Origin of the sequence: Paenibacillus gyeongsangnamensis, from assembly GCF_027533625.1 — a bacterium.
Taxonomy (GTDB): domain Bacteria; phylum Bacillota; class Bacilli; order Paenibacillales; family NBRC-103111; genus Paenibacillus_G; species Paenibacillus_G gyeongsangnamensis.
Window position 1 is genome coordinate 81,778 of record NZ_JAQAGZ010000020.1, and the last position, 19,844, is coordinate 101,621.

18 protein-coding genes are annotated in these 19,844 nt (G+C 54.6%); 14 read left to right on the forward strand and 4 right to left on the reverse strand.

The window, feature by feature from the left end:
* Nucleotides 1-92 precede the first annotated feature (92 nt).
* The 8 genes from O9H85_RS26715 to O9H85_RS26750 all read left to right on the forward strand — a co-directional run bounded on the left by O9H85_RS26715 (nt 93) and on the right by O9H85_RS26750 (nt 8,743).
* On the forward strand, nt 93-1,073 hold the full coding sequence (locus O9H85_RS26715; RefSeq protein ID WP_269884459.1) for a helix-turn-helix transcriptional regulator: 981 nt from the start codon (nt 93-95) through the stop codon (nt 1,071-1,073).
* A 164-nt stretch (nt 1,074-1,237) separates the two neighbouring features.
* On the forward strand, nt 1,238-1,942 hold the full coding sequence (locus O9H85_RS26720) for a class I SAM-dependent methyltransferase (protein WP_269884460.1): 705 nt from the start codon (nt 1,238-1,240) through the stop codon (nt 1,940-1,942).
* Nucleotides 1,942-2,811, forward strand: coding sequence for a carbon-nitrogen hydrolase family protein (locus O9H85_RS26725; protein ID WP_269884461.1), 870 nt, complete (start codon nt 1,942-1,944; stop codon nt 2,809-2,811). Before O9H85_RS26720 ends, O9H85_RS26725 begins: the two co-directional genes overlap by 1 nt.
* Nucleotides 2,812-2,845: 34 nt before the next feature.
* Nucleotides 2,846-3,529, forward strand: a complete 684-nt coding sequence (locus tag O9H85_RS26730) for a GNAT family N-acetyltransferase (RefSeq protein WP_269884462.1) — start codon at nt 2,846-2,848, stop codon at nt 3,527-3,529.
* Nucleotides 3,530-3,610: 81 nt separating this feature from the next.
* Nucleotides 3,611-4,258 (forward strand): superoxide dismutase family protein, encoded by a 648-nt coding sequence (locus O9H85_RS26735; protein WP_269884463.1) that lies wholly within the window; start codon nt 3,611-3,613, stop codon nt 4,256-4,258.
* Between the two features lie 204 nt (nt 4,259-4,462).
* The gene (locus tag O9H85_RS26740; protein WP_269884464.1) at nt 4,463-6,073 is read left to right on the forward strand and encodes a copper amine oxidase N-terminal domain-containing protein; all 1,611 of its coding nucleotides are present in this window, start codon (nt 4,463-4,465) and stop codon (nt 6,071-6,073) included.
* A gap of 152 nt (nt 6,074-6,225) precedes the next feature.
* Nucleotides 6,226-7,392 carry a stalk domain-containing protein gene (locus tag O9H85_RS26745; RefSeq protein ID WP_269884465.1) on the forward strand — a complete coding sequence of 389 codons (1,167 nt, stop codon included), beginning with the start codon at nt 6,226-6,228 and terminating at the stop codon, nt 7,390-7,392.
* Between the two features lie 253 nt (nt 7,393-7,645).
* Nucleotides 7,646-8,743, forward strand: a complete 1,098-nt coding sequence (locus O9H85_RS26750; protein WP_269884466.1) for a DUF3900 domain-containing protein — start codon at nt 7,646-7,648, stop codon at nt 8,741-8,743.
* 26 nt (nt 8,744-8,769) lie between these two features.
* On the opposite strand, the gene O9H85_RS26755 is transcribed toward O9H85_RS26750, so the two are convergent.
* Together O9H85_RS26755 and O9H85_RS26760 are read right to left on the reverse strand one after the other, a co-directional pair.
* Nucleotides 8,770-10,500, reverse strand: a complete 1,731-nt coding sequence (locus O9H85_RS26755) for a hypothetical protein (protein ID WP_269884467.1) — start codon at nt 10,498-10,500, stop codon at nt 8,770-8,772.
* A 30-nt stretch (nt 10,501-10,530) separates the two neighbouring features.
* Nucleotides 10,531-11,835 (reverse strand): AAA family ATPase, encoded by a 1,305-nt coding sequence (locus tag O9H85_RS26760; RefSeq protein ID WP_269884546.1) that lies wholly within the window; start codon nt 11,833-11,835, stop codon nt 10,531-10,533.
* A gap of 207 nt (nt 11,836-12,042) precedes the next feature.
* Here O9H85_RS26760 and O9H85_RS26765 point away from each other — a divergent pair, with 207 nt between their 5' ends.
* The 4 genes from O9H85_RS26765 (at nt 12,043) to O9H85_RS26780 (ending at nt 15,471) form a co-directional block, all read left to right on the forward strand.
* Nucleotides 12,043-12,519 (forward strand): glutathione peroxidase, encoded by a 477-nt coding sequence (locus O9H85_RS26765; protein ID WP_269884468.1) that lies wholly within the window; start codon nt 12,043-12,045, stop codon nt 12,517-12,519.
* Between the two features lie 191 nt (nt 12,520-12,710).
* The gene (gene larE, locus O9H85_RS26770) at nt 12,711-13,565 is read left to right on the forward strand and encodes an ATP-dependent sacrificial sulfur transferase LarE (protein ID WP_269884469.1); all 855 of its coding nucleotides are present in this window, start codon (nt 12,711-12,713) and stop codon (nt 13,563-13,565) included.
* Nucleotides 13,566-13,603: 38 nt separating this feature from the next.
* The gene (locus O9H85_RS26775) at nt 13,604-14,596 is read left to right on the forward strand and encodes a 2-hydroxyacid dehydrogenase (RefSeq protein ID WP_269884470.1); all 993 of its coding nucleotides are present in this window, start codon (nt 13,604-13,606) and stop codon (nt 14,594-14,596) included.
* Between the two features lie 224 nt (nt 14,597-14,820).
* Nucleotides 14,821-15,471: an HAD family hydrolase gene (locus tag O9H85_RS26780; RefSeq protein ID WP_269884471.1), complete on the forward strand. Its 651-nt coding sequence runs from the start codon at nt 14,821-14,823 to the stop codon at nt 15,469-15,471.
* Between the two features lie 311 nt (nt 15,472-15,782).
* Here the strand turns inward: O9H85_RS26780 and O9H85_RS26785 are convergent, their stop codons facing one another.
* The gene (locus O9H85_RS26785) at nt 15,783-16,094 is read right to left on the reverse strand and encodes a hypothetical protein (RefSeq protein ID WP_269884472.1); all 312 of its coding nucleotides are present in this window, start codon (nt 16,092-16,094) and stop codon (nt 15,783-15,785) included.
* Between the two features lie 127 nt (nt 16,095-16,221).
* Here O9H85_RS26785 and O9H85_RS26790 point away from each other — a divergent pair, with 127 nt between their 5' ends.
* Both O9H85_RS26790 and O9H85_RS26795 read left to right on the forward strand, forming a co-directional pair.
* Nucleotides 16,222-17,130, forward strand: a complete 909-nt coding sequence (locus O9H85_RS26790) for a glycoside hydrolase family 25 domain-containing protein (protein ID WP_269884473.1) — start codon at nt 16,222-16,224, stop codon at nt 17,128-17,130.
* Nucleotides 17,131-17,555: 425 nt separating this feature from the next.
* Nucleotides 17,556-18,152, forward strand: a complete 597-nt coding sequence (locus tag O9H85_RS26795) for an Hcp family type VI secretion system effector (protein WP_269884474.1) — start codon at nt 17,556-17,558, stop codon at nt 18,150-18,152.
* A 112-nt stretch (nt 18,153-18,264) separates the two neighbouring features.
* Here the strand turns inward: O9H85_RS26795 and O9H85_RS26800 are convergent, their stop codons facing one another.
* Nucleotides 18,265-19,821, reverse strand: a complete 1,557-nt coding sequence (locus O9H85_RS26800; protein ID WP_269884475.1) for an ABC-F family ATP-binding cassette domain-containing protein — start codon at nt 19,819-19,821, stop codon at nt 18,265-18,267.
* Between the last annotated feature and the right edge of the window lie 23 nt (nt 19,822-19,844).

The following is a 19,844-nucleotide window of genomic DNA, read 5'->3' on the forward strand; positions in this document are numbered from 1 at the left end:
GGGTATGCGGATGCATAACATCGGATGAGACTATGACAATTTATGTCTTAGTAACATGATATAATGTCATTCAGAAGAAGGAGGATCGGAATATGAGCAAATCCAAACGGCTGATGGCGCTGATGATCGCAGTGAATAAACGCAGGAAGTTTACCGTTCGCGAGCTGGCCGAGGAATTCCAGGTGTCCACTCGCACCATCATGCGAGATCTGCAGGTGCTGGATGAGCTTGGGCTTCCGCTCTACGCGGAGTATGGCCCGCACGGCGGCTACCGGGTGCTGAATGAACGGCTTCTGCCGCCGATCATGTTCTCGGAGCAGGAGGCGGTGGCGATGTTCTTCGCCTATCAGTCGCTTCAGCATTTCGGAGCGCTCCCGTTCAGCGAGGAGTCCGTCACGGCGTTGAACAAGTTTTATTATTATTTGCCGGAGGATACGAAGCAGAAGATCGATAAGATGAAGCAGCGCGTCGTCTTCTGGACTCCGAAGCGGCCGGTTCCGACACCTCATCTGCGGCTGCTGCTGGATGCGGGATTGCAGCAGCGCCCGCTCCGCATCCTGTACGACTCGCGGGAAGGAGCGAAGAAACGACCGGTCCAGCCCGTCGGGGTTTACTCTTATAACGGGTTCTGGTATTGCCCGTCCTATTGTTTTATGAAGGAACGGTTCCTGCTGTTCCGCGTAGACCGGGTGCTGGAAGCGGATTGGGCGGAAGAGACGCACCCTGCGGTCGATTTAAGCGAGTTCCCGATCGCCGATTGGTTCAAGCCTCCCGGGAGCGAGCAACATCATCCTCTTGTCCACGGAGCCGGCCGGATAAAAATTAAGGCATCCCTCAGCGTGAATGGAGTGAAACGGTCCCGGTGGGAGAAATGGTTTGAAGATGCACTGGAGGTGCATGAGGATGGAACGGGCACATTGATGCATTTCTGCCAAGAAGACGAAATCGACTTTTATGTGCGTCAATTCCTCAGCTTCGGTTCGGATATCGTGGCACGGGAGCCGGAAGCGCTCGTAGCCCGGATCCGCCGGGAGGTGGCACGGCTGCAGTCGGCTTATCTGAATGGCGGCTAACGTCATGGACCGCAGGCTCCATCCTGCTTGAAGCTAAGCTTGACGGGATTGGAAGGGCCGTAATCGCTTTCAATGTCAACCCGGGCCGTGGTTTTCTAAGCTTCCTGTGGTATAATGACGATTAGCGATAAAGCCATCATTTGGAAGCGAGTGGGCCTGATAGAATGAATATTCTCGAGGAATTCGGCAATATCGATATTTATTTGTTCGACCAGCTGCTGAAGGGCCGTTTCCTTCCGGGCATGCGGCTGCTCGATGCAGGCTGCGGCAAGGGGAGAAATCTGGTTTATTTCTTCAGGAACGGCTTCGACGTCTTCGCCATAGACCGGTCGGAGGCTTCCGTCGAAGAGGTCCGGAGGTTAGCCGTGCCTTGGTATGGCGATTCCCGGGCGGAAGAACAAATTCGTCAGGAGCCGGTCGAGAAAATGAGCTTCGCCAACGACAGATTCGATGCGGTCATTTGCAATGCGGTGCTTCATTTTGCCGAGGACGACCGGCATTTCCGCCAGATGGCATCCGAGCTATGGAGAGTACTCAAGCCGGGCGGGCTGCTGTTTATTCGGCTGGCCTCCTCCATCGGGCTGGAGGACCGGGTCGTGCCGCTTGGCGGGAACCGGTTTCTTCTTCCGGACGGTTCCGAGCGGTATTTGGCCGATGAGCCGATGCTGACGAAGTTGACCGAGAAGCTGCACGGACAGCTCGTCGAACCTCTGAAGACCGTGAACGTGTCCGGACAGCGCTGTATGACGACTTGGTGCTTGCGCAAGCCGCACATTTTATTTTTCGATCCGATTGAAGGATTGGAACATGATCTAACGCCTCCGGAGCATGACGCGACGGAACAGGAGCAAGAAAAAGGAGAACGATAATGAAAATAAGAGTATCCGCTGTACAATATCATCTTCACACGATCTCGAGTTTCCAGGAATTTGCCGATGAGGTTACCCATTATGTCCGGACGGCCGAGGAATTCGGCTCCGACTTCGTTCTGTTCCCGGAGCTGTTCACCACCCAGCTGATGTCGATCGGTACGACCGATTCGGACGGACGCACCCGGGCGCTTTCGATAGGCGAGCTCCCGGCCTTTACTGAGCAATACATTCATTTGTTCCGTTCCCTGGCGGAGACGACGGGAATGCATTTGATCGGCGGGACGCACATTATCGAGGAGCGGGGCAAGCTCTACAATACGGCGTTCCTGTTCTATCCGGACGGCCGCATCGGACAGCAGCGCAAACTGCATATTACTCCGACGGAGGTCAAAGAATGGAATATGGCGTCGGGCGACGAACTGCAGGTGTTCGATACGAAGTTCGGCCGGATCGCTATCTTGATCTGTTACGACATGGAGTTTCCCGAGATCGTGCGGATGGCCAAAGCCCGCGGAGCGGATGTGCTGTTCTGCCCGTCCTGCACCGATGACCGGCACGGCTTTCACCGGGTCCGCTATACGTGCCACGCGCGCACGATCGAGAATCAGGTTTATGTTGCGACGACGGGTACGGTCGGTTCGCTCCCGACCGTTGACTTCATGAGAGGCAATTACGGACAGGCGGCGCTGATCACACCCAATGACGTGCCTTTCCCGCCAGGCGGCATCATGACGGCCGGGGAGATCAACGGCGACATGGTGATTACCGGAGACCTGGACTTGGATTTGCTCTACGAGGTGAGGGAGAAAGGGTCCGTAACGACCTGGCGCGACCGGAGAACCGATCTGTATCCGGATTGGAGCTGAACGGCGAAATCGATTCAAAGGAGCTGAAGGGCCCGTGTGCCCGTACCGTAAAACGTTATATGTATTTGAGGGCGACCGCCCGCTAAAGGCCGTTATCCGTTCTTATACGAAGGAGGATTTTCCGGGATTGATCCGCATCCAGCAGGAAAGCTTCCCGCCGCCGTTTCCTCCGGAGCTCTGGTGGAGTGAGGAGCAGCTCCTCAGTCATATTACGAACTTCCCCGAGGGGGCGCTCTGCGTCGAGATCAACGGGGAGCCGGCGGCTTCCGTCACCGGACTGATCGTGGATTACAATCCGATGCACGGAGAACATACGTGGGAAGAAATAACCGACGCCGGCTATATCCGCAATCACCGTCCGGACGGAAATACGCTGTATATCGTCGATATCGGCGTAAGGCCAAGGTACCGGAAGCTGGGACTCGGCAAATGGCTCATGCAGTCGATGTACGAGGTGGTCGTGCAGCTGGGGCTTGCGCGTCTCCTCGGCGGCGGCCGGCTGCCGGGCTACCGCAAGGTCGCGGGTACGTTATCTCCAGAGGATTATGTGCGGGAGGTGCTGGAAGGCAAGCGGAAGGATCCGGTCATGACCTTCCTGCTCCGCTGCGGCCGGACGCCGCTGAAGCTGGCTCCGAACTATTTGGAGGATGAGGAGTCGCTGAATTACGCCATGCTGATGGAATGGCGCAATCCTTTTGCGGCCTGGAGCGAATCTTAGAACGTTTAACCTTCCGGAATCTGGATACAATGGACAATGTACATTTTCACTGTCCGTCTGTAAACGGAGGAAGGGGAAGCGATGAAACATTTCAGCACAATGACTTTTACCGCCGCGGCGCTGGCCGTCTTATTGAGCGGGTGTCACGGAGGAGCACATACCTGGTATGGCGCTAAGGCAGGTACGGAGGATCATGCGGCTCACGCGAACGCGCAGGACAGCGGCAGCGGTGACGCCGCAATGGCTATGAGCCACCCTGCAGAGCCCGCTTCGGAATCCGCCGTCTCCGTCACGGTCGATTTGATCAACAGCAAAGGGCTGTCGATCGGCAAGGCGTTTCTGAAGCAGGAAAAGGACGGCGTCCGCGTTCAGGTCGATGCGGCATCCATTCCGGAAGGCCAGCACGGGTTGCATTTTCACGAGAACGGCAAGTGCGCCGCACCGGATTTCCAGACCGCGGGAGCGCACCTCAATCCGGACATGAAGAAGCACGGCTTGAATAACCCGCAGGGCGCACATAACGGCGATCTGCCGAATTTGACGGCAGGGGCCGACGGGAAAGCCAAGGCCGAGGTTGTGGCGAAGAACGTAACGCTGGAGAAGGGCAAGCCGAACTCGCTGCTCAAAGCAGGAGGAACCGCTCTTGTCATTCATGAGAAGGCGGACGATTACGTCACCGATCCTTCCGGCAATTCAGGTGCCCGTATCGCTTGCGGGGTCATTCAATAGTCTGCGGCTGGAAGGGGGTGCCCCACCGGAGTACCATGGAAGATTTCTCTATTTCATGGGTTTCTCTACAGCTTGAGCGCTGCGCGTCAGCGCTCTTTTTCTTTTTGGCCGATATGGAGGAGAAGCCGGGGCTCATGTAGAAATCTTTCCAAAAGCGGAATATGATGCCGTAGTTTTGCGGTTATCAAAGTCGGAGGGGTCCCTATGAAACGGACGAAGAAATCGATGGCGCTACTTGCCGCAGCCGCCGTAATATCATTATCAACAGCGCATGCGGCAGGAGCGAAGGACCTGCCCGTGAGCAGCGAGCTTGTACTCCAAATCGGGCAGGATGCCGTCTTGGCTGGCGGCAAGCGGTACACGCTTCCGGCGCCTCCTGTGCTTAGGAACGGCACCACCCTGGTGCCACTCCGATTCATCGCCGAAACGTTCGGCGCTAAGGTCGAATGGGATGCCGTCTCGCAAAGCGTTAACCTTGCCTATAACGGGAGGCAGCTGCGGCTGGCAATCGGCCATACGGAGGCCGAAGTCGACGGTAAAAAGGTGAACCTGGACACGGAGCCTCTAATCGAGAATCAGGTAACGATGGTGCCGCTCCGGTTTATCGGAGAGAGCTTCGGGCGTCAAGTCGAATATGATCCCGCTACGCAATCGATTACGATTCGTACAAAGGCAGCAAACGAGAATGAAGCCGGTGCTTCGGGAGGTGCCGATAGCATGCCTTCCGCTTCAGAGAATACTTCTTCTACGGACGTTAAGGCCGATGAGCCGCTGGCGAAGCTTCAGCCGAAGGTCTTTACTTTAACGCACAAGCTTGCCTTATCGGAATTTCAGGACCCGATCAAAGGCTTCACGTCGGGTACGGCGGCCAAGGACAAACTCAGATACAAGACAGTGAACGGGTTCGTCGTCGACCGGGGCGGGAGCGTTTATCTCCTGGAAAAGGATTCGAAATTCGGACCGATCAATACGTTCACCTATACGGTGGAACAATACGATCCGTTGTCCGGCGCCGGCAGCAAGCCGGTTCAATCCCGGAAGCTTGAGTCCGATCTGAATTTCATTTATACGGATGCCGGGCAAAATCAAGGCCTGTTCCAATATACTCAATTCGTTCCCCAAAAGCTGACGATGAACGAGAAGAACGGCAAAGTTTACGTATACGGGACGAGCAAGGATCCGAGTCTTCCATACGGCGCCATTTTGTATGAGGTATTCCCGCAAATCCAAGTAGCCGCATTGATTCCAACGAAGAAGACTTCGAACTTAAGCGGCAACGCGATCGTATTCCCGGACGACGGGTCGGTCATCATCACGAATATGGCGTCGGGTGAAATCTTTGGCGGTCCTCTGGGGCAACCGGCCGCACTTTGGGGCAAGTTCAAGGAAGGCGCCGGCTCCGAGCGCAAGCTTCACGCTTTGTATCAGGACGGACTGCTGGTTTACGACTCGCTTGACGGTACATGGACGAAGGTTACCCCAAATACGGCAGCTCCTGTGAACTCGTTCGCCCCGACTAAGGCATTCGGATCCGCTCCCGCGAACGGCAAGCTGTATCTCTCAATCAACAACAAGCTTATGGAGCTCGATGCCGCGGGGCGGATGAGGCAGTTTCTTGACATCTCCAGCCTAAGCTATAAGGATGGGGTCTACAATTCGGCGACCAAAGCTTATGAAGCGCCGAAGAGCGGTTCTTCGGAGCAGCCTTCGGTACCGCTCAACCGGATAACCTGGTTCGGCTTCGACGGCGCAGGAAATGTCGTGCTGTTCGATGAGAACGCTCATCGTTTGCGAAGGATCGAATGGACTCCGTAATGAGCCGGAAATCGGATCGTACGTACAATGGAAGATGAAGGATGCTTTACGTCCTTCATCTTTTTTTCGCAGATATCCATTTTTTTGCAACTGGCCATCGGCCCAAATCGTCTATTTGAATGAACCGACAAAAGCTCAGGAGGCTATCAACCATGAATATTCCTTTTAAAGTACTTTCCATAGCGGCAGCGGGCAGCCTATGGTTCGGTCTTGGAGCCCCGGCGATTCAGGCGGAAACCGTATATCCGGTTGCAACGGGAGCCAACGTGGTAAGCGCCGTGCCGATTGCGACACTCGCTTCGTCCGGCAGCATTCAAGTGACGGCTAAATCCGTGAAGGAGGATACGGATCTGGTTCATGCGGACCTTAGCATTCCCGTAATCCGGAATCTGAAGGATTCCCGCTATCAGGCCGAGCTGAACGATATTATCGAACGTCAAGCGATGAAGGATCTGGAGCAGCTGAAGAAGCAGGCGGCTGAAGATGCAGTGGCTTCCCAAGCGGCGGGCTACACGTTCCGTCCGTACGGGCTGACCTTGAGGTATGAAGTCAAAGCGGACGGTGGCGAGGCGAACGGCAATGTCTTGTCCCTCAAGCTTGTGACCTATACGTATACCGGCGGCGCTCACGGCATCCAGCGTCTCGATACATATAACGTGCGGGATGAACAGGAAGCTCAGCGGGTTGAACTGAAGGATTTGTTCGGGGAAGACTACAAGAAAACCATCGATGCGAGCATATCGGCCCAAATCGCGGAAAAGCCGGAAAATTATTTTCCGGACACCTTCAAAGGGATTTCGAATACGACGAACTTCTATTTGGATCAAGGGAACGCCGTAATCGTATTCCAGCCATATGAAATCGCGCCGTACGCCGCAGGGATGCCGGAGTTCCGCATTGCGCTTCCCGGACAACCGGGCGGCACGGGATCAGGGAACGGGACAGGCCGGACGGATGCCGGCGGCATGCAAGCGCTCAGCGTGAACGGGAAGCCGCTGGGTACGGTGGAGGCGGCTGTGTATATCCAGGGCGTCAGCGTGCAGATGGTGCCGCTGCGGCCGATTGCGGAAGCGCTCGGGTATGAAGTGAAATGGAATGACGAACAGCAATCGGCGGAGCTCACCCGCGGCCCTCAATGGACTTCCGTTACCGTAGGAAAGAACGCTTATACTTATTTGAAGACGGTCCCAATCGCATTAGGCGCTGCGCCTGAGATCAGGCCGGACGGCAGAATGTACGTGCCTCTGAGCTTTTTCGCCGAAATTGCGAAGGCGGATGTGAAGGCCGAAGGCGGAACGATTTCAATCCGATCGAAATAAAGATTCGCGAAATGACAACCCTTTTCCCAAGCGGAAGAGGGTTTCTTTCCTATATGAACCTAGCGGACGAATGTAGTATACTAGAGAGCGTTCTGTTTTTTGAGAGCCGCGAATGCAAGTAAGGAACGGCAACGGAACATCAAGATGATATTTATTCGTAACGTATGAAGGTCAATGAGGACCGGGCGGTTGGCCGCAAGTGATGCGGTAATTCATGACATGAATAGACATGCAGCAGAGGGGAATCAAAGACATGAGGTTTGACGTTGAGTGGGTATCCTTTTTCGTCATTCAGGTGGATGGGGAAGACGGCCAGGGAGGTAAACGGTGCAAGCACTACCAGACGCTGGACGGCGAGGACTATGCGGAGAGCGAGCTGAGCGATTTCCTGCACGGTGAATTCGCCAAGACCGCGAAGCGGAAAGCGGAGCTGCATCCGAAGGCGGAGCAGGTGCCGACGAAGATCGGCCGCTTTGCCGTAGAGGAGGGCTTCGGTCTCGAATCGAATCCGAACTATAATCTGTTCGCCCGTCTGCGCACGGCGGGGACGATAAAGGAATATACGGACGAAGCGGAAGCGCTCGTTCGCGCGTATATGGATACGAGCGCCATCCGCGGCGGGGCGATGTTCGTCGCGAGTGCCAAGCTGAACGAGTATTTCGACGAGCCGTTCCTGTTCGTGTTCAAGTGCGATTTCGAGCAGAAAATTGCGCGGATTACGGACGAGCGTAGTCTGCTGAACAAGGTGGAAATGGCGATCCACGCGAAAAATTTGAAATCGATCATGTATCCCCATATGCCGGAGCCCGGGATGATGGAGATCGGCGAGCTCAAAATTCATCAGGCTTCCCACGCGCGCTACTTCGAAGATTTCCTCAAATACGTGGAGTACGAGAAATCGGTGCCGGAGCTGATGAACGACCAGGTGCTTGATTTTGTCCATCAGTATGTGGAGCAGGTGTTCGAGGACAATCCGGAAGCGAAGGAACGGGAGCTGGAAGAAATCGAACTTTGGGCGTGCAGCGAGAAGCGCGAGCTGCAAGAGAAATGGAGCCCCGAGCAGGTGGTTGAGGCCGCTTCCATCATGGTCGACCAGAAGCCTGACATCGAGATGAAGCTGAAGGTCGGCGACATGTCCGTCCGCGCGCTGCTCGCCGATTTCGGCGACCGTCTGCACATTGCCAAGGTCGGGGAACGGTACGTCGTCGTGCTTGAAGGCGATTTCGTCCAGTTCGACCGCGGTATCTCGCCAGTGGAGCTGCTTGCCCCGGAGCCGCTTGAGCAGCTGGTCGAGAGGATCAAGGCGAAGGAGCGCGAGGAGCGGGCGGAGCTGGAGACAGTCGGGGTATAGGATGAAAATAAAGAAGGGACCTCAAATTAGGTCCCTTCTTTGCTCTCCAGGCGGCGTTTCTTGAACACATCCAGCAGCAGCGACTCGCTCTGGCGGGTTTCCCAAGTAGCGGCAAACCGCACCTGGTGCGAAACGCCCAGGATCTCGTAGCGCTGCGCGAGATGCTGTCGGGCGGTGCCGACAATCAGCGTGTGCAGCCGCACGTCTTTCGTCTGGCCGAGCAAGCCGAGCTGCTCGCGCACAGGGGGCGAGACTGCGCCGACGCCGTCGGTCACCATGACGAAGTCGGCGTCATGATAGCGGGGCTGCGTCGATACGAGTTCGATACCGCGCTTCAGCGGCGCGTCGAAATGCGTCCCGCCGCCGAACGCGAGCTGCGACAGGGCATAGAAGGAAGCCCAGTCCGGCTTCCGCCAGTACAGCGGGCGCTCGATCAATTCGCCGCGGGCGCCGAACAGCAGGAGCACGAAATCGCGCTGCTCCAGCAGGCTGAAGGCCGCGAACGTGGCGACGAAGATTTGCGCCAGTCGCAGCTTCGGGCCGCGCATGGAGTGGGACGTATCGAGCATGCAGATGACCGGGCCCTTCTGAGGCTCTTCCGTCCGTCCGGTGACCTGGTACGTCAGCAGCTTGCGCTCCAGCCACTTCACGGTGAAATAAGCCTCGTAATCGGGATCGGCCAGCAGAATAGCCTCGCTCGGAAGCATGCGGGCGATGTCTCCCGATTGCCGGAGATCGTCGTACCGCTCCGGTATTCGCGGTGACTTCTGCTTCCGCCGCTCCGCCTTAAGGTGCTGAATATTTCTCCCGATCTCCTGGAGGAATGCCGTCAGCTCCGGGTGCCGCTTCAGCTTTTCAATCCACTCCGTGTAGTTTGCGAACGCCTGCCGGTGCAGCCGGCCGAGATCGCTGCCCCAGCGGCGGTTCGACACGCGCTGGCTGGCCTGCAGCAGCTCATGGACGTCCAGGCTCTCGACTTCCTCGCGCCCGAGCGTCTCCTTCAGCGACCGGTTAAGCCAATCGCCGAGCTGCTCCTCCAGCTGCCGCATCGTTTCCAGCTCGCGCCGCGTCAACCGGTCGAGCTGCTTCTGACGCTGAGCGAGCTCGCTCTCCGCCTTCTGCAGCCGGACCCGCAGCTTGTCGCGCTTCTGAAACTCCGTGCGCATATCCTCCTGCGTGGAGCGGATCCGTTCCTTCAGCGCCGCGACCTCCGCCTCGACGAGCGGACGGCTGTCCAACGCCGCCTGCTTCTCCTCTACATTGCGCTTGCCCTGCTGCAGCGTATAGCCGACCAGCTTCAGCTGCTCGATCTGCTTGTCCGACAAACGCTCGCTCATTTGTGACTGCTCCTGTCCTTGCTGCTGCTTCGTTTCATCCAGGCCTATGGTCAACAGCTGCTTCTCGTCTTTCTTCCGCCTCTTCACTTCTTCGGCGAAGCTATCCGTCAGCCACATGAGCGCCTTGAGCGACGTCTTGAACGATGCATTCACTTCGCCTATCGTCCGCGGATGAATGGTATGGTAGAAGAACTGCTTCTGCAGCGCCTCCACCAGCCAATGGTGGAAGGGAGAGGCTTCCGTGCTGCGGTCCGTCTCCGGCTGCGCCAGATAGAAGCACATGAAGAAATCGGCGAACAGCTCCACCGAGAACCAGGGGGCCCGGGCCCGGGCTTCCCGTATCCATTCCTGGGCCGTCCGGGATGAATTCACGTAGCCGTCGAATACATAGCGGTCAATTTTCGCACAGCGGATGATCATGCTGCCATTTCTCCCCTTTAAGCCGGAGTCCTACAAAGTATAATCGTACTGCACGCCGGGGATCTCGCGGTCGAAGAGGGTGCGGTACAGACCCTGGAGCGTCTGCAGCGTCCGCTCTCCCTGAATTCGCAGGTGGGTATATTTGACCGCATATTGCGCCGTGTGCAGCAGAAGGAAGTTGCGATTGCGGATGAAGCCGGGCAAATCTTTCTCCCGCTGCAGCCACTGCACGAGCTTGCCGCGAAGCTCCCGCGCCGTCTCTTCGAGCTCGGTCCGGCAGTTCTCCAGATTCGTCCTGGCCTTCTCCAGCTCCTCGGGCGACATCCGCGTCCCGACCTCCTTCTTGAACTGGAACGCATGGAGCTCATCCTCGAAGGCCAGCCAATGCTTCGCGGTCCGGTCGTAGCGCCCGAGCGGAAGCTCCCGTTCGGTCTCCTGTCGCAGAGCGTCCTGGAATACCTTCTGGAACAGCTCCTGCAGGGGACCGAGGTCCTCCGGGAAATCCCATAGCATATGCGGCGTAAATACGGTGTCCCATACATTGACTTCGCTGCGCCCGTTCAAAGCGGCGGACGTTTTCCAGACGCGCCCGATTTTGTGCCAGCGGCGGTCCGACAGCTTGTATTCTTTGGTTTCCATCTCCGTTTTCAATTGATACAGTATATAGATCAGAGGCTCGGGAATCGTCACTTCTTCGGCGGCTTCGCGAACCAGCCGGATATCCTTCAAGGAAAGCAACTCGGGCAGGGGAGCGTCCGGAAGCTGGAACATTTTCTCATAGCTCGACATGTGTTTTAAATAATCGACCTCATAACGGATCAGGAATCGATCGTACAAAGCGGCCAGCTGTTCGTTCTCCTCCGGCAGCTCGTTGGAGGCGGCGATCAGAAACAGCAGAGGCACCGGCTGCTTCTCTTGTCCGTTAAAGAAAATACGCTCGTTCAGTATCGACAACAGCGCGTTCAAGATCGCGCTGTTCGCTTTGAAGATTTCATCGAGGAAGGCGAAATCGGCGGCGGGCAAATAGCCGTCGGTCTGCCGTACATATTGGTCAAGCTTCAGCTGCTGCAGGGACACGGGGCCGAACATTTCGTCCGGCGTCGTGAACCGGGTCAGTAAGTAATCGAACCAGCGGCCGCTGCCGAACAGCTGCGACACTGCACGTGCCAGCTGCGATTTCGCTGTGCCCGGCGGTCCGACCAGCAGGGCATTCTCGTTGCTCATCAGACCGAGCAGCAGAAGACGGATCAGCTCTTCGCGCTCCAGGAAGCGTTCCTCCAGCAGGGAGACCGCTTCTTCAATCTTGACACGGATCGTTTGCATCTCTTGGTTCATCGACGTTCGCCGGCGCGGCACAAGGGCCAAAGGACGGCGTTCCTCCTTTATGTTCGGAATCGTTGGAATCGTTCGGACATGGATAGTAGAACATTCCCTATTTTAGCAGACTGCGGCTTAATTCACTAATAAGAAGGTTGGGTTTTAATTCCATTCGGAATCATGGTACAATAGCTGTGACAATAACCATGGACAAGGAGCGATACCATGACGGTCTATTCTTTCTCAGCCAAGACGATTGAGGGCGAAACCAAATCGCTGGAGGATTATAAAGGCGACGTGCTGCTGATCGTCAACACGGCCAGCGCCTGCGGCTTGACCCCGCACTACAAGGGGCTTCAAGCGTTGTACGAGCAATACAGGGATCAGGGCTTCACCGTGCTCGGCTTTCCTTGCAACCAGTTTGCGGGCCAGGAGCCCGGCACCGACGCGGAGATCCAAGCGTTCTGCGATTTAAACTATAAAGTCACGTTCCCGATGTTCTCCAAAATCGACGTGAAGGGCGAGCACGCCCATCCGCTGTTTACCTACCTCGTCGATCATGTTCCGGAGCCTTACCGGACCGGCGACATCGAGTGGAACTTCGTTAAGTTCCTTGTGGACCGTGAGGGGAATGTCGTGAAGCAGTTCAGCGCCCGCACGGAACCCGCCGCCCTGGAGGATGATGTAAAAAGCCTGCTCTAGGCGGGTTCCAGGCAGTCAGCTGGAAGGCTGGCTGCTTTTTTGCGGACTTTTGAATAAAAGATCTTTTTCAAATCGGAAAAAGAGACTATAATAGGCTACAACAGGTGTGATTGCGTTAGTCTTTGCAAACGTGTGCACCGCAGATAAGCCGCACCGGGTCCGCCAGGCGGCTCATAAGGAGGTTTTTGAGGATGGAAGCTTTGGAGCTTACGATAGAACAAAAATACGAACGGCTGGGGGAAATCCTCCGTTCGATGGGCAAAGTGGTAGTCGCCTTCTCCGGAGGCGTGGACAGTGCTTTCCTGCTGAAGGCCGCGCTCGAATTTCTGGATCGGGATCAAGTGCTCGCTATAACTGCCGATTCGGAGACGTATCCTGAACGCGAGAAGCATGAAGCCATCCAGTTGGCACAGGAGCTGAACGCGCCTCACGAAGTGATTCATACGAGCGAGCTCAATATCCCGGGCTATGCGGAGAATCCGACGAACCGCTGCTATTTCTGTAAAAACTCGCTGTTCGATCATCTGATCCCGATCGCGGAGGCGCGCGGATTCGGCTATGTCGTCTTCGGCGCGATCGCCGATGACCTCGGCGAGCACCGCCCCGGCCTGCAGGCCGCGCATGAACGCGGAGTTCGCGCACCGCTGCTCGAAGCGGGCATCAAGAAGTCGGAAATCCGCCATTTGTCCCGCAAATTCGGCCTTCGGACGTGGGATAAGCCATCCTTCGCCTGCTTGTCCTCGCGCATTCCTTACGGCGAGCTGATCACGGCGCAGAAGCTGTCCATGATCGACCAGGCGGAGGATTTCCTAATCCAGCTTGGCTTCCGCCAAGTGCGCGTACGGCAGCATGACAATCTCGCCCGCGTCGAGGTGCCGGCATCGGATCTCGCGGAGGTACTGGCGGTGGCCGAAACGGTTCACGCCAAGCTGAAGGAGATCGGCTACGCTTATGTGACACTGGATTTGAAGGGCTACCGGTCCGGCAGCTTGAACGAAGTGCTTGCGCCGGAGCAGCAAGCCGTGAACACGGCGGCAAGCGTTTAAGGTTAGTCCAATTGAGAAGAGGGGAGCTGTTCCGCGACGTGAGCAAACCGAAAATTTACATTACCAAAAAGATTCCGGATGAAGTACTCGCCTTTCTGGAGCAGCACTGCGAATGCCGCATGTGGGACGGCCGGGGAACGCCGTCCCGCGAAGGGCTCTTGGGCCAATTGGCCGAGGTGGAGGGCCTCTTGACCAGCAGCGGACCGATTGACGGCGAGCTGCTGGCACGCGCGCCCAAGCTGCGGGTTGTCAGCTCGATCTCCGTCGGCTATAACCATTTTGACACGGAAGCGATGAAGGCGAGAGGCGTGATCGGTACGAATACGCCATACGTGCTGGACGATACGGTAGCGGATTTGGTGCTGTCGCTTATGCTGGCGTCGGCCCGGCGAATTCCAGAATTAGATCATTTTGTCAAGCAGGGAATGTGGAAGAAGGGCGCAGGCCTAACCGACGAGGATTTCTTCGGCCTCGACGTTCATCATGCGACGCTCGGCATTATCGGCATGGGGCGCATCGGTGAAGCTATCGCGAAGCGTGCGGTGCACGGCTTTGATATGAAGCTGCTGTACCATAACCGCAGCCGCCGTCCGGAGACGGAAGAGCGGTTCCATGCACGATTCTGCGGACTGGAGGAGCTGCTGGAGCAATCGGACTTCGTCGTGCTGATGACGCCGCTCACGCCGGAGACGCAGCGGTTTATGCGCAAGGAGCACTTTGACCGGATGAAGCGTTCGGCGTTCTTCATTAACGCTTCCCGCGGCCAAACTGTAGACGAGCAGGCATTGATCGAAGCGCTGCAGAATGGCACCATCCGCGGCGCCGGATTGGACGTGTTCGATACCGAGCCGGTGCAGCCGGATAATCCGCTCCTGCAGATGCCGAACGTGGTCACGCTGCCGCACATAGGTTCGGCGACGGCCAAGACAAGGCTGGATATGGCCATGACGGCTGCGCACAACCTCGTAGACGCTCTCGCAGGCAGGAAGCCGCAGTACGTGGTGAGCGAGCTGAGGTCGCTCGTGGAATAAACGCATTCAAAGGAAATGAATGAAATTAGTGCCGGGAAACTGCATGCGAATGCAGTTTTTTGGTTTTTTGAGTTGATAAGAATTTATAAGTTATCGCAACTTATAGCTTCGCATCAACCTTAATAAACGCGCTGGTCCTTGTAAGACAAGGACAGCGTAGCCGTTTATCCTGGGGCAGTGAAGTTGAGATTGCATTTCGAATGATATTTATCGGGGGTTGTTTGATGATTAAAGCAATCGTGTTTGATTTTGACGGACTGATTATCGATACCGAGACGGCATGGTTTCATGCTTTTCAAGAAGCCTTTGAACTCCGAGGGGCGGATTTCCCTATGGAGGTATTCGTAAAGTGCATCGGCACGGATGATACGTTGCTGGACGCTTATATCGGGCAGCGGCTGGGGGAGCGGGAAGTCGGTGAAATCAAGCAATCGGCGCAAGAAATACATCGAACGAAAATGAAAGATATCGCTTTAAGAGATGGCGTCGAACACTATTTGACCCGCGCCAAAGAGCTTGGCTTGAAGATCGGGCTCGCGTCCAGCTCATCCAGAGCATGGGTGGAAGGGTGGTTGAAGGAGTTTCGCCTTTACGAATATTTTCAAGTGATCAAGACCGGAGACGAGGTGGAGAAAGTAAAGCCTGATCCGGCGTTGTACGTCGAAGCGGTAAAGGCACTGGACGTTTCCGCCGCTGAAGCGGTCGCATTTGAAGATTCCCCCAATGGCGCTAAGGCTGCCGTAAAGGCAGGGTTACGATGCGTCATCGTACCCAATGGCGTTACGGAAAATCTGCAATTTGAAGCATTCGATTTAAGAATTGGTTCTATGAGTGAAGTGAGCCTGGAACAATTGATCCGCGAATTGGAACAATAACGACCGGTTAACTCTTGAATCCAGATTACCAAATTCACCAGCGAAGCTAAAGTTATCCACTGACGGCAAAACCGGATGACGTTGTATGATGTGGGATAATGCAAGCAAATCTTACCAAACTCATACCATACAATGGAGGCTCATCCATGCAGAATTACTAGTTCAAGTATGAAGAGACCTACTCAAGAGCCGCTCAGAAGTTAGTGAGGCCGGCTTCGCGTGATAATTTATTGTACGAGTTCTAAGTGGAAATAAAAGAGACGTGTACGAAACCGCCAATGGGCAACTCGGAGGTTTCGTCACATCTCTTTTTAATCGTACTTGTCATCATCGATTCTTTGTTTATTCTCGATCAGGAGCTCGGCTTCGGTCTCGAAATTCAAATACAGCGGTGCCGGAAGCCGGTCTACGATTTCCTGTACCTCAGTCAGCTCCAGAAAGGCCTTCAGTGTCTGCGGGCGGGGATTTCGTCCGTTGATCCATTCGCGCACCGCATCGATGAAATGATAAAAAGAAGCCTGGAACGCATCTGCTGTCGACTCGGCCTCCTCACTGTCAGCCCCCGACATCGCTTTCCAATGGCGTAACGCCGCTTCCAGCGCCTGCTCTACGTTTTCATCCATTCATGAACCTCCTTATCGGTCTCGATTGCCATAACCATTATATATCCGTTTTGACAAGCCGGGTAGTCCATGGCAAACTGAATAAAGTTACGGGAAGCCTACGAGACAAGGAGATGAGCAGGCAGATATGATGAAAAGAAGGCTGATTCCGGCTCTTATTATATGTATTCTGGCGGCATGTCTATGTACGTTAAGCAATCCTTCTCAAGTGAGAGCGACTTGGGTCTGGAATTCCGATCTGATCTCTAAGGACCCGGAGCAGCTGCTCGCTTTTGCCCGAAACAACCGGGTCAATCTGATCTTTTTGCAAATCAATCCGAAGCTAAGCTTCGGCGAATATCGCGCTTTTATTGAAAAAGCAAGCTTGTCCGGCATCCGAATTCATGCACTGGACGGCGATCCTTCCTGGGCGAGGAAGGAGAATCAACATAAAATTGCGGAACTGGTCGCATGGGTCCGCGCGTATAACGAATCGGCTTCCGGACTGCAAAAGATAAAGGGCATTCATTTGGATATGGAGCCTTATAACGAACCGGGATGGAATACGAATCAAAAGCAAAGCATGATCGACGGTTGGCTTTCGTCCATGGATTATTTTACTTCGTTGACCAAGGGACTGAAGGACGTGGAAGCAGGAGCCGATTTGCCCTTCTGGCTGGATGAGGTCCCGGTTTCTCCGGCAAAAAATGCCACCCCCATGAACAGCTGGATGCTGGAGCGGCTGGATTATGTAACGATCATGGCCTACCGCGATCAGGCGCTCAGCCGAGGCGGTATCGTGGACGTCGTAAAGCATGAGCTCGAAACGGCCAGTAGGTTAAACAAGAAAGTGATCGTCGGCATTGAAACGAACCCCGTGAAACCGGGGTATACCACATTTTACGATAAGGGAATGAGTTATGTTAAGGAGCAGATGCAGCTGACTGAGCGAACGTTAGCCGTTTATCCCTCTTACCGGGGCATTGCAATCCATGATTTCGAAGGATGGAAGCAGCTGGCGAGCGCTTCTATTTCTCCGCTTGGTCAAGGGCAGTGAATTTCCGCTCGTTTAAAAAATTCCAAAAAATGGCATTGTAGACAGAGGGCGAGAGAGTTAAAATCTGGATAACGGCCTGTTATATTGGCATCAACCGAGTGGTCTTATCTTAAGCATATAGCTCACTTGGCTTAAAAGCGCCCTCACGGGCGCTTTTTTGATTGATAAAAATTTATAAGTTTTTCGCGACTTATAGCTTCGCATCAACCTTGATAAACGCGCTGGTCCTTGTAAGACAAGGACGGCGTAGCCGTTTATACTGTCGTCATGGAATCTGCCGTGAAAACCGCCTCGTTGCTTCAAAAAATAATGGTAATTATTTATAAAAACCGGGTCTTTCAGCTTATATTCAAAAGGCCCGACTATCCAATATATTTAGGAGCGTCGATACATGGAGTATCGCTGATAAAAGGAGCGTGGGCTTTATGAAAGGATTAAAAAAGCAGCTTCTAACGGCATTAATTGTATTTTTGATGGCAGTGACCTTAACCGTTCCAGCCGCCGCAGCAGCACCGGCAACCGCTGTAAACGCACAAGCGGGTCCAAATTTTGACGTCTATTTGAAGCTTGATGGCATTGAGGGCGAATCCGCCGAAAGGAGTCACGTAAAATGGATCGAAATCGCAGACGTTCAATTTGACGTTTCTAATACTTCATCACATGCAGCAGGATCGGGCTCGGGTGCAGGAAAAAGCACCCTTAATCAATTTTCGGTCACAAAATTGCGGTTCGATTCTTCTTCAATTCATTTATTTCAAGCTGCACTCACCGGACAAAAAATCAAAAATGGACAGCTCGTTTTCTTAAGGCACAATAAAGACGGCAATGCTCCTGCTCCGATGTTAACTATCGATTTGGATACGGTGTATGTGTCGGATTATCAATTTAACAATACCGTTGAAACGCTTAACTTAAAATTTAAATCCATAAAAATGAGGTACTCGGCTATTGATGCTAAAGGAAATTTATCGGCTCCTGTCACCGGCGGCTGGGATTTCGCCCAAAACTCCGTTATCAAATAATATCTTTGAATCCATCCCGCCAGAACCGTGCCATGTAATCGGTAACGGAGCTGCCCAATCAAAAAGCGTGCCTAATCTTTAACGATTTGGCACGCTTTTTGGAGAATTCCGTTTAGAACACTTTCGTCGTCCAGGTTTCGCAATTCCACGTATCCGTTACGACATCGCGATAAAATTCGGGTTCGTGCGAAATCAGCAGAATGCTGCCTTTATACGCCTTGAGGGCACGCTTCAGCTCATCCTTCGCATCTACGTCCAAATGGTTGGTCGGCTCGTCGAGCACGAGCAAATTCGTCTCGCGGTTGATCAGCTTGCAGAGACGCACCTTCGCCTTCTCGCCGCCGCTAAGTACGGCTACCTTGCTCTCGATATGCTTGGTTGTCAGCCCGCACTTGGCCAGAGCCGCACGCACCTCGAACTGCGAGTAGGAAGGGAATTCATTCCATACTTCCTCAATGCACGTATTGTAGTTGGCCTCCTTCATTTCCTGCTCGAAATACCCGATGCTCAGGTTATCTCCAAGCTGGACCGAGCCGGAGATGGCCGGAATCTCGCCAAGGATGCTTCGTAGCAGCGTCGTTTTCCCTATACCGTTCGCGCCCACTAGCGCAATCTTCTGGCCGCGTTCCATCCGGAGATTGAGCGCTCTCGATAACGGGCTGTCGTAACCGATGACGAGATTCTCCGCTTCGAAGATGAGCTTGCCGGACGTTCTTGCATCCTTGAAGTTGAACTGCGGCTTCGGTTTCTCCTTCGCCAGCTCGATGACGTCCATCTTGTCGAGCTTCTTTTGCCTCGACATCGCCATGTTCCGCGTCGCGACGCTTGCCTTGTTCCGGGCTACGAAGTCCTTCAAATCGGCAATTTCTTGCTGCTGGCGCTTAAAGGCAGATTCCAGCTGCTGCTTCTTCATTTCGTAAACCTGCTGGAAATGATCGTAGTCGCCGACATAACGGTTCAACTCCTGATTTTCCATATGATAGATCAGATTAATGACGCTGTTCAGGAACGGAATATCATGCGAAATGAGAATGAAGGCATTCTCGTACTCCTGCAGGTAACGCTTCAGCCAATCGATATGCACTTCGTCGAGATAGTTCGTCGGCTCGTCGAGGAGCAGGATATCCGGTTTCTCGAGCAGCAGCTTGGCCAGCAGCACCTTCGTCCGCTGTCCGCCGCTGAGGTCGTTGACGTCCTTATCGAGTCCGATATCGGTAAGCCCGAGTCCCCGGGCGGTTTCTTCAATCTTGGCATCAATCATATAAAAATCCTGATTGGTCAGCATATCCTGAATGGTTCCGACATCCTCAAGCAGTTGCTCCAGCTCTTCCGGGGATACTTCGCCCATCTTGCCGTACATATCGTTCATCTCTTGCTCCATATCGAACAAGTATTGAAAGGCTCCCTTCAGGACGCCGCGGATCGTCATGCCCTTGCTCAGCACCGCATGCTGGTCGAGATAGCCGACACGCATTCTTTTGGACCATTCGATCTTGCCGTCGTCCGGCTGAAGCTTGCCCGTAATGATGTTCATGAAGGTGGATTTGCCTTCGCCGTTGGCTCCGATGAGACCGATATGCTCGCCTTTGAGCAGGCGGAAGGATACGTCGTTGAAGATGGCGCGGTCGCCAAAGCCGTGGCTTAGTCGTTCTACGTTTAGTATGCTCATGAATGACACCTTTTCTATTTAAT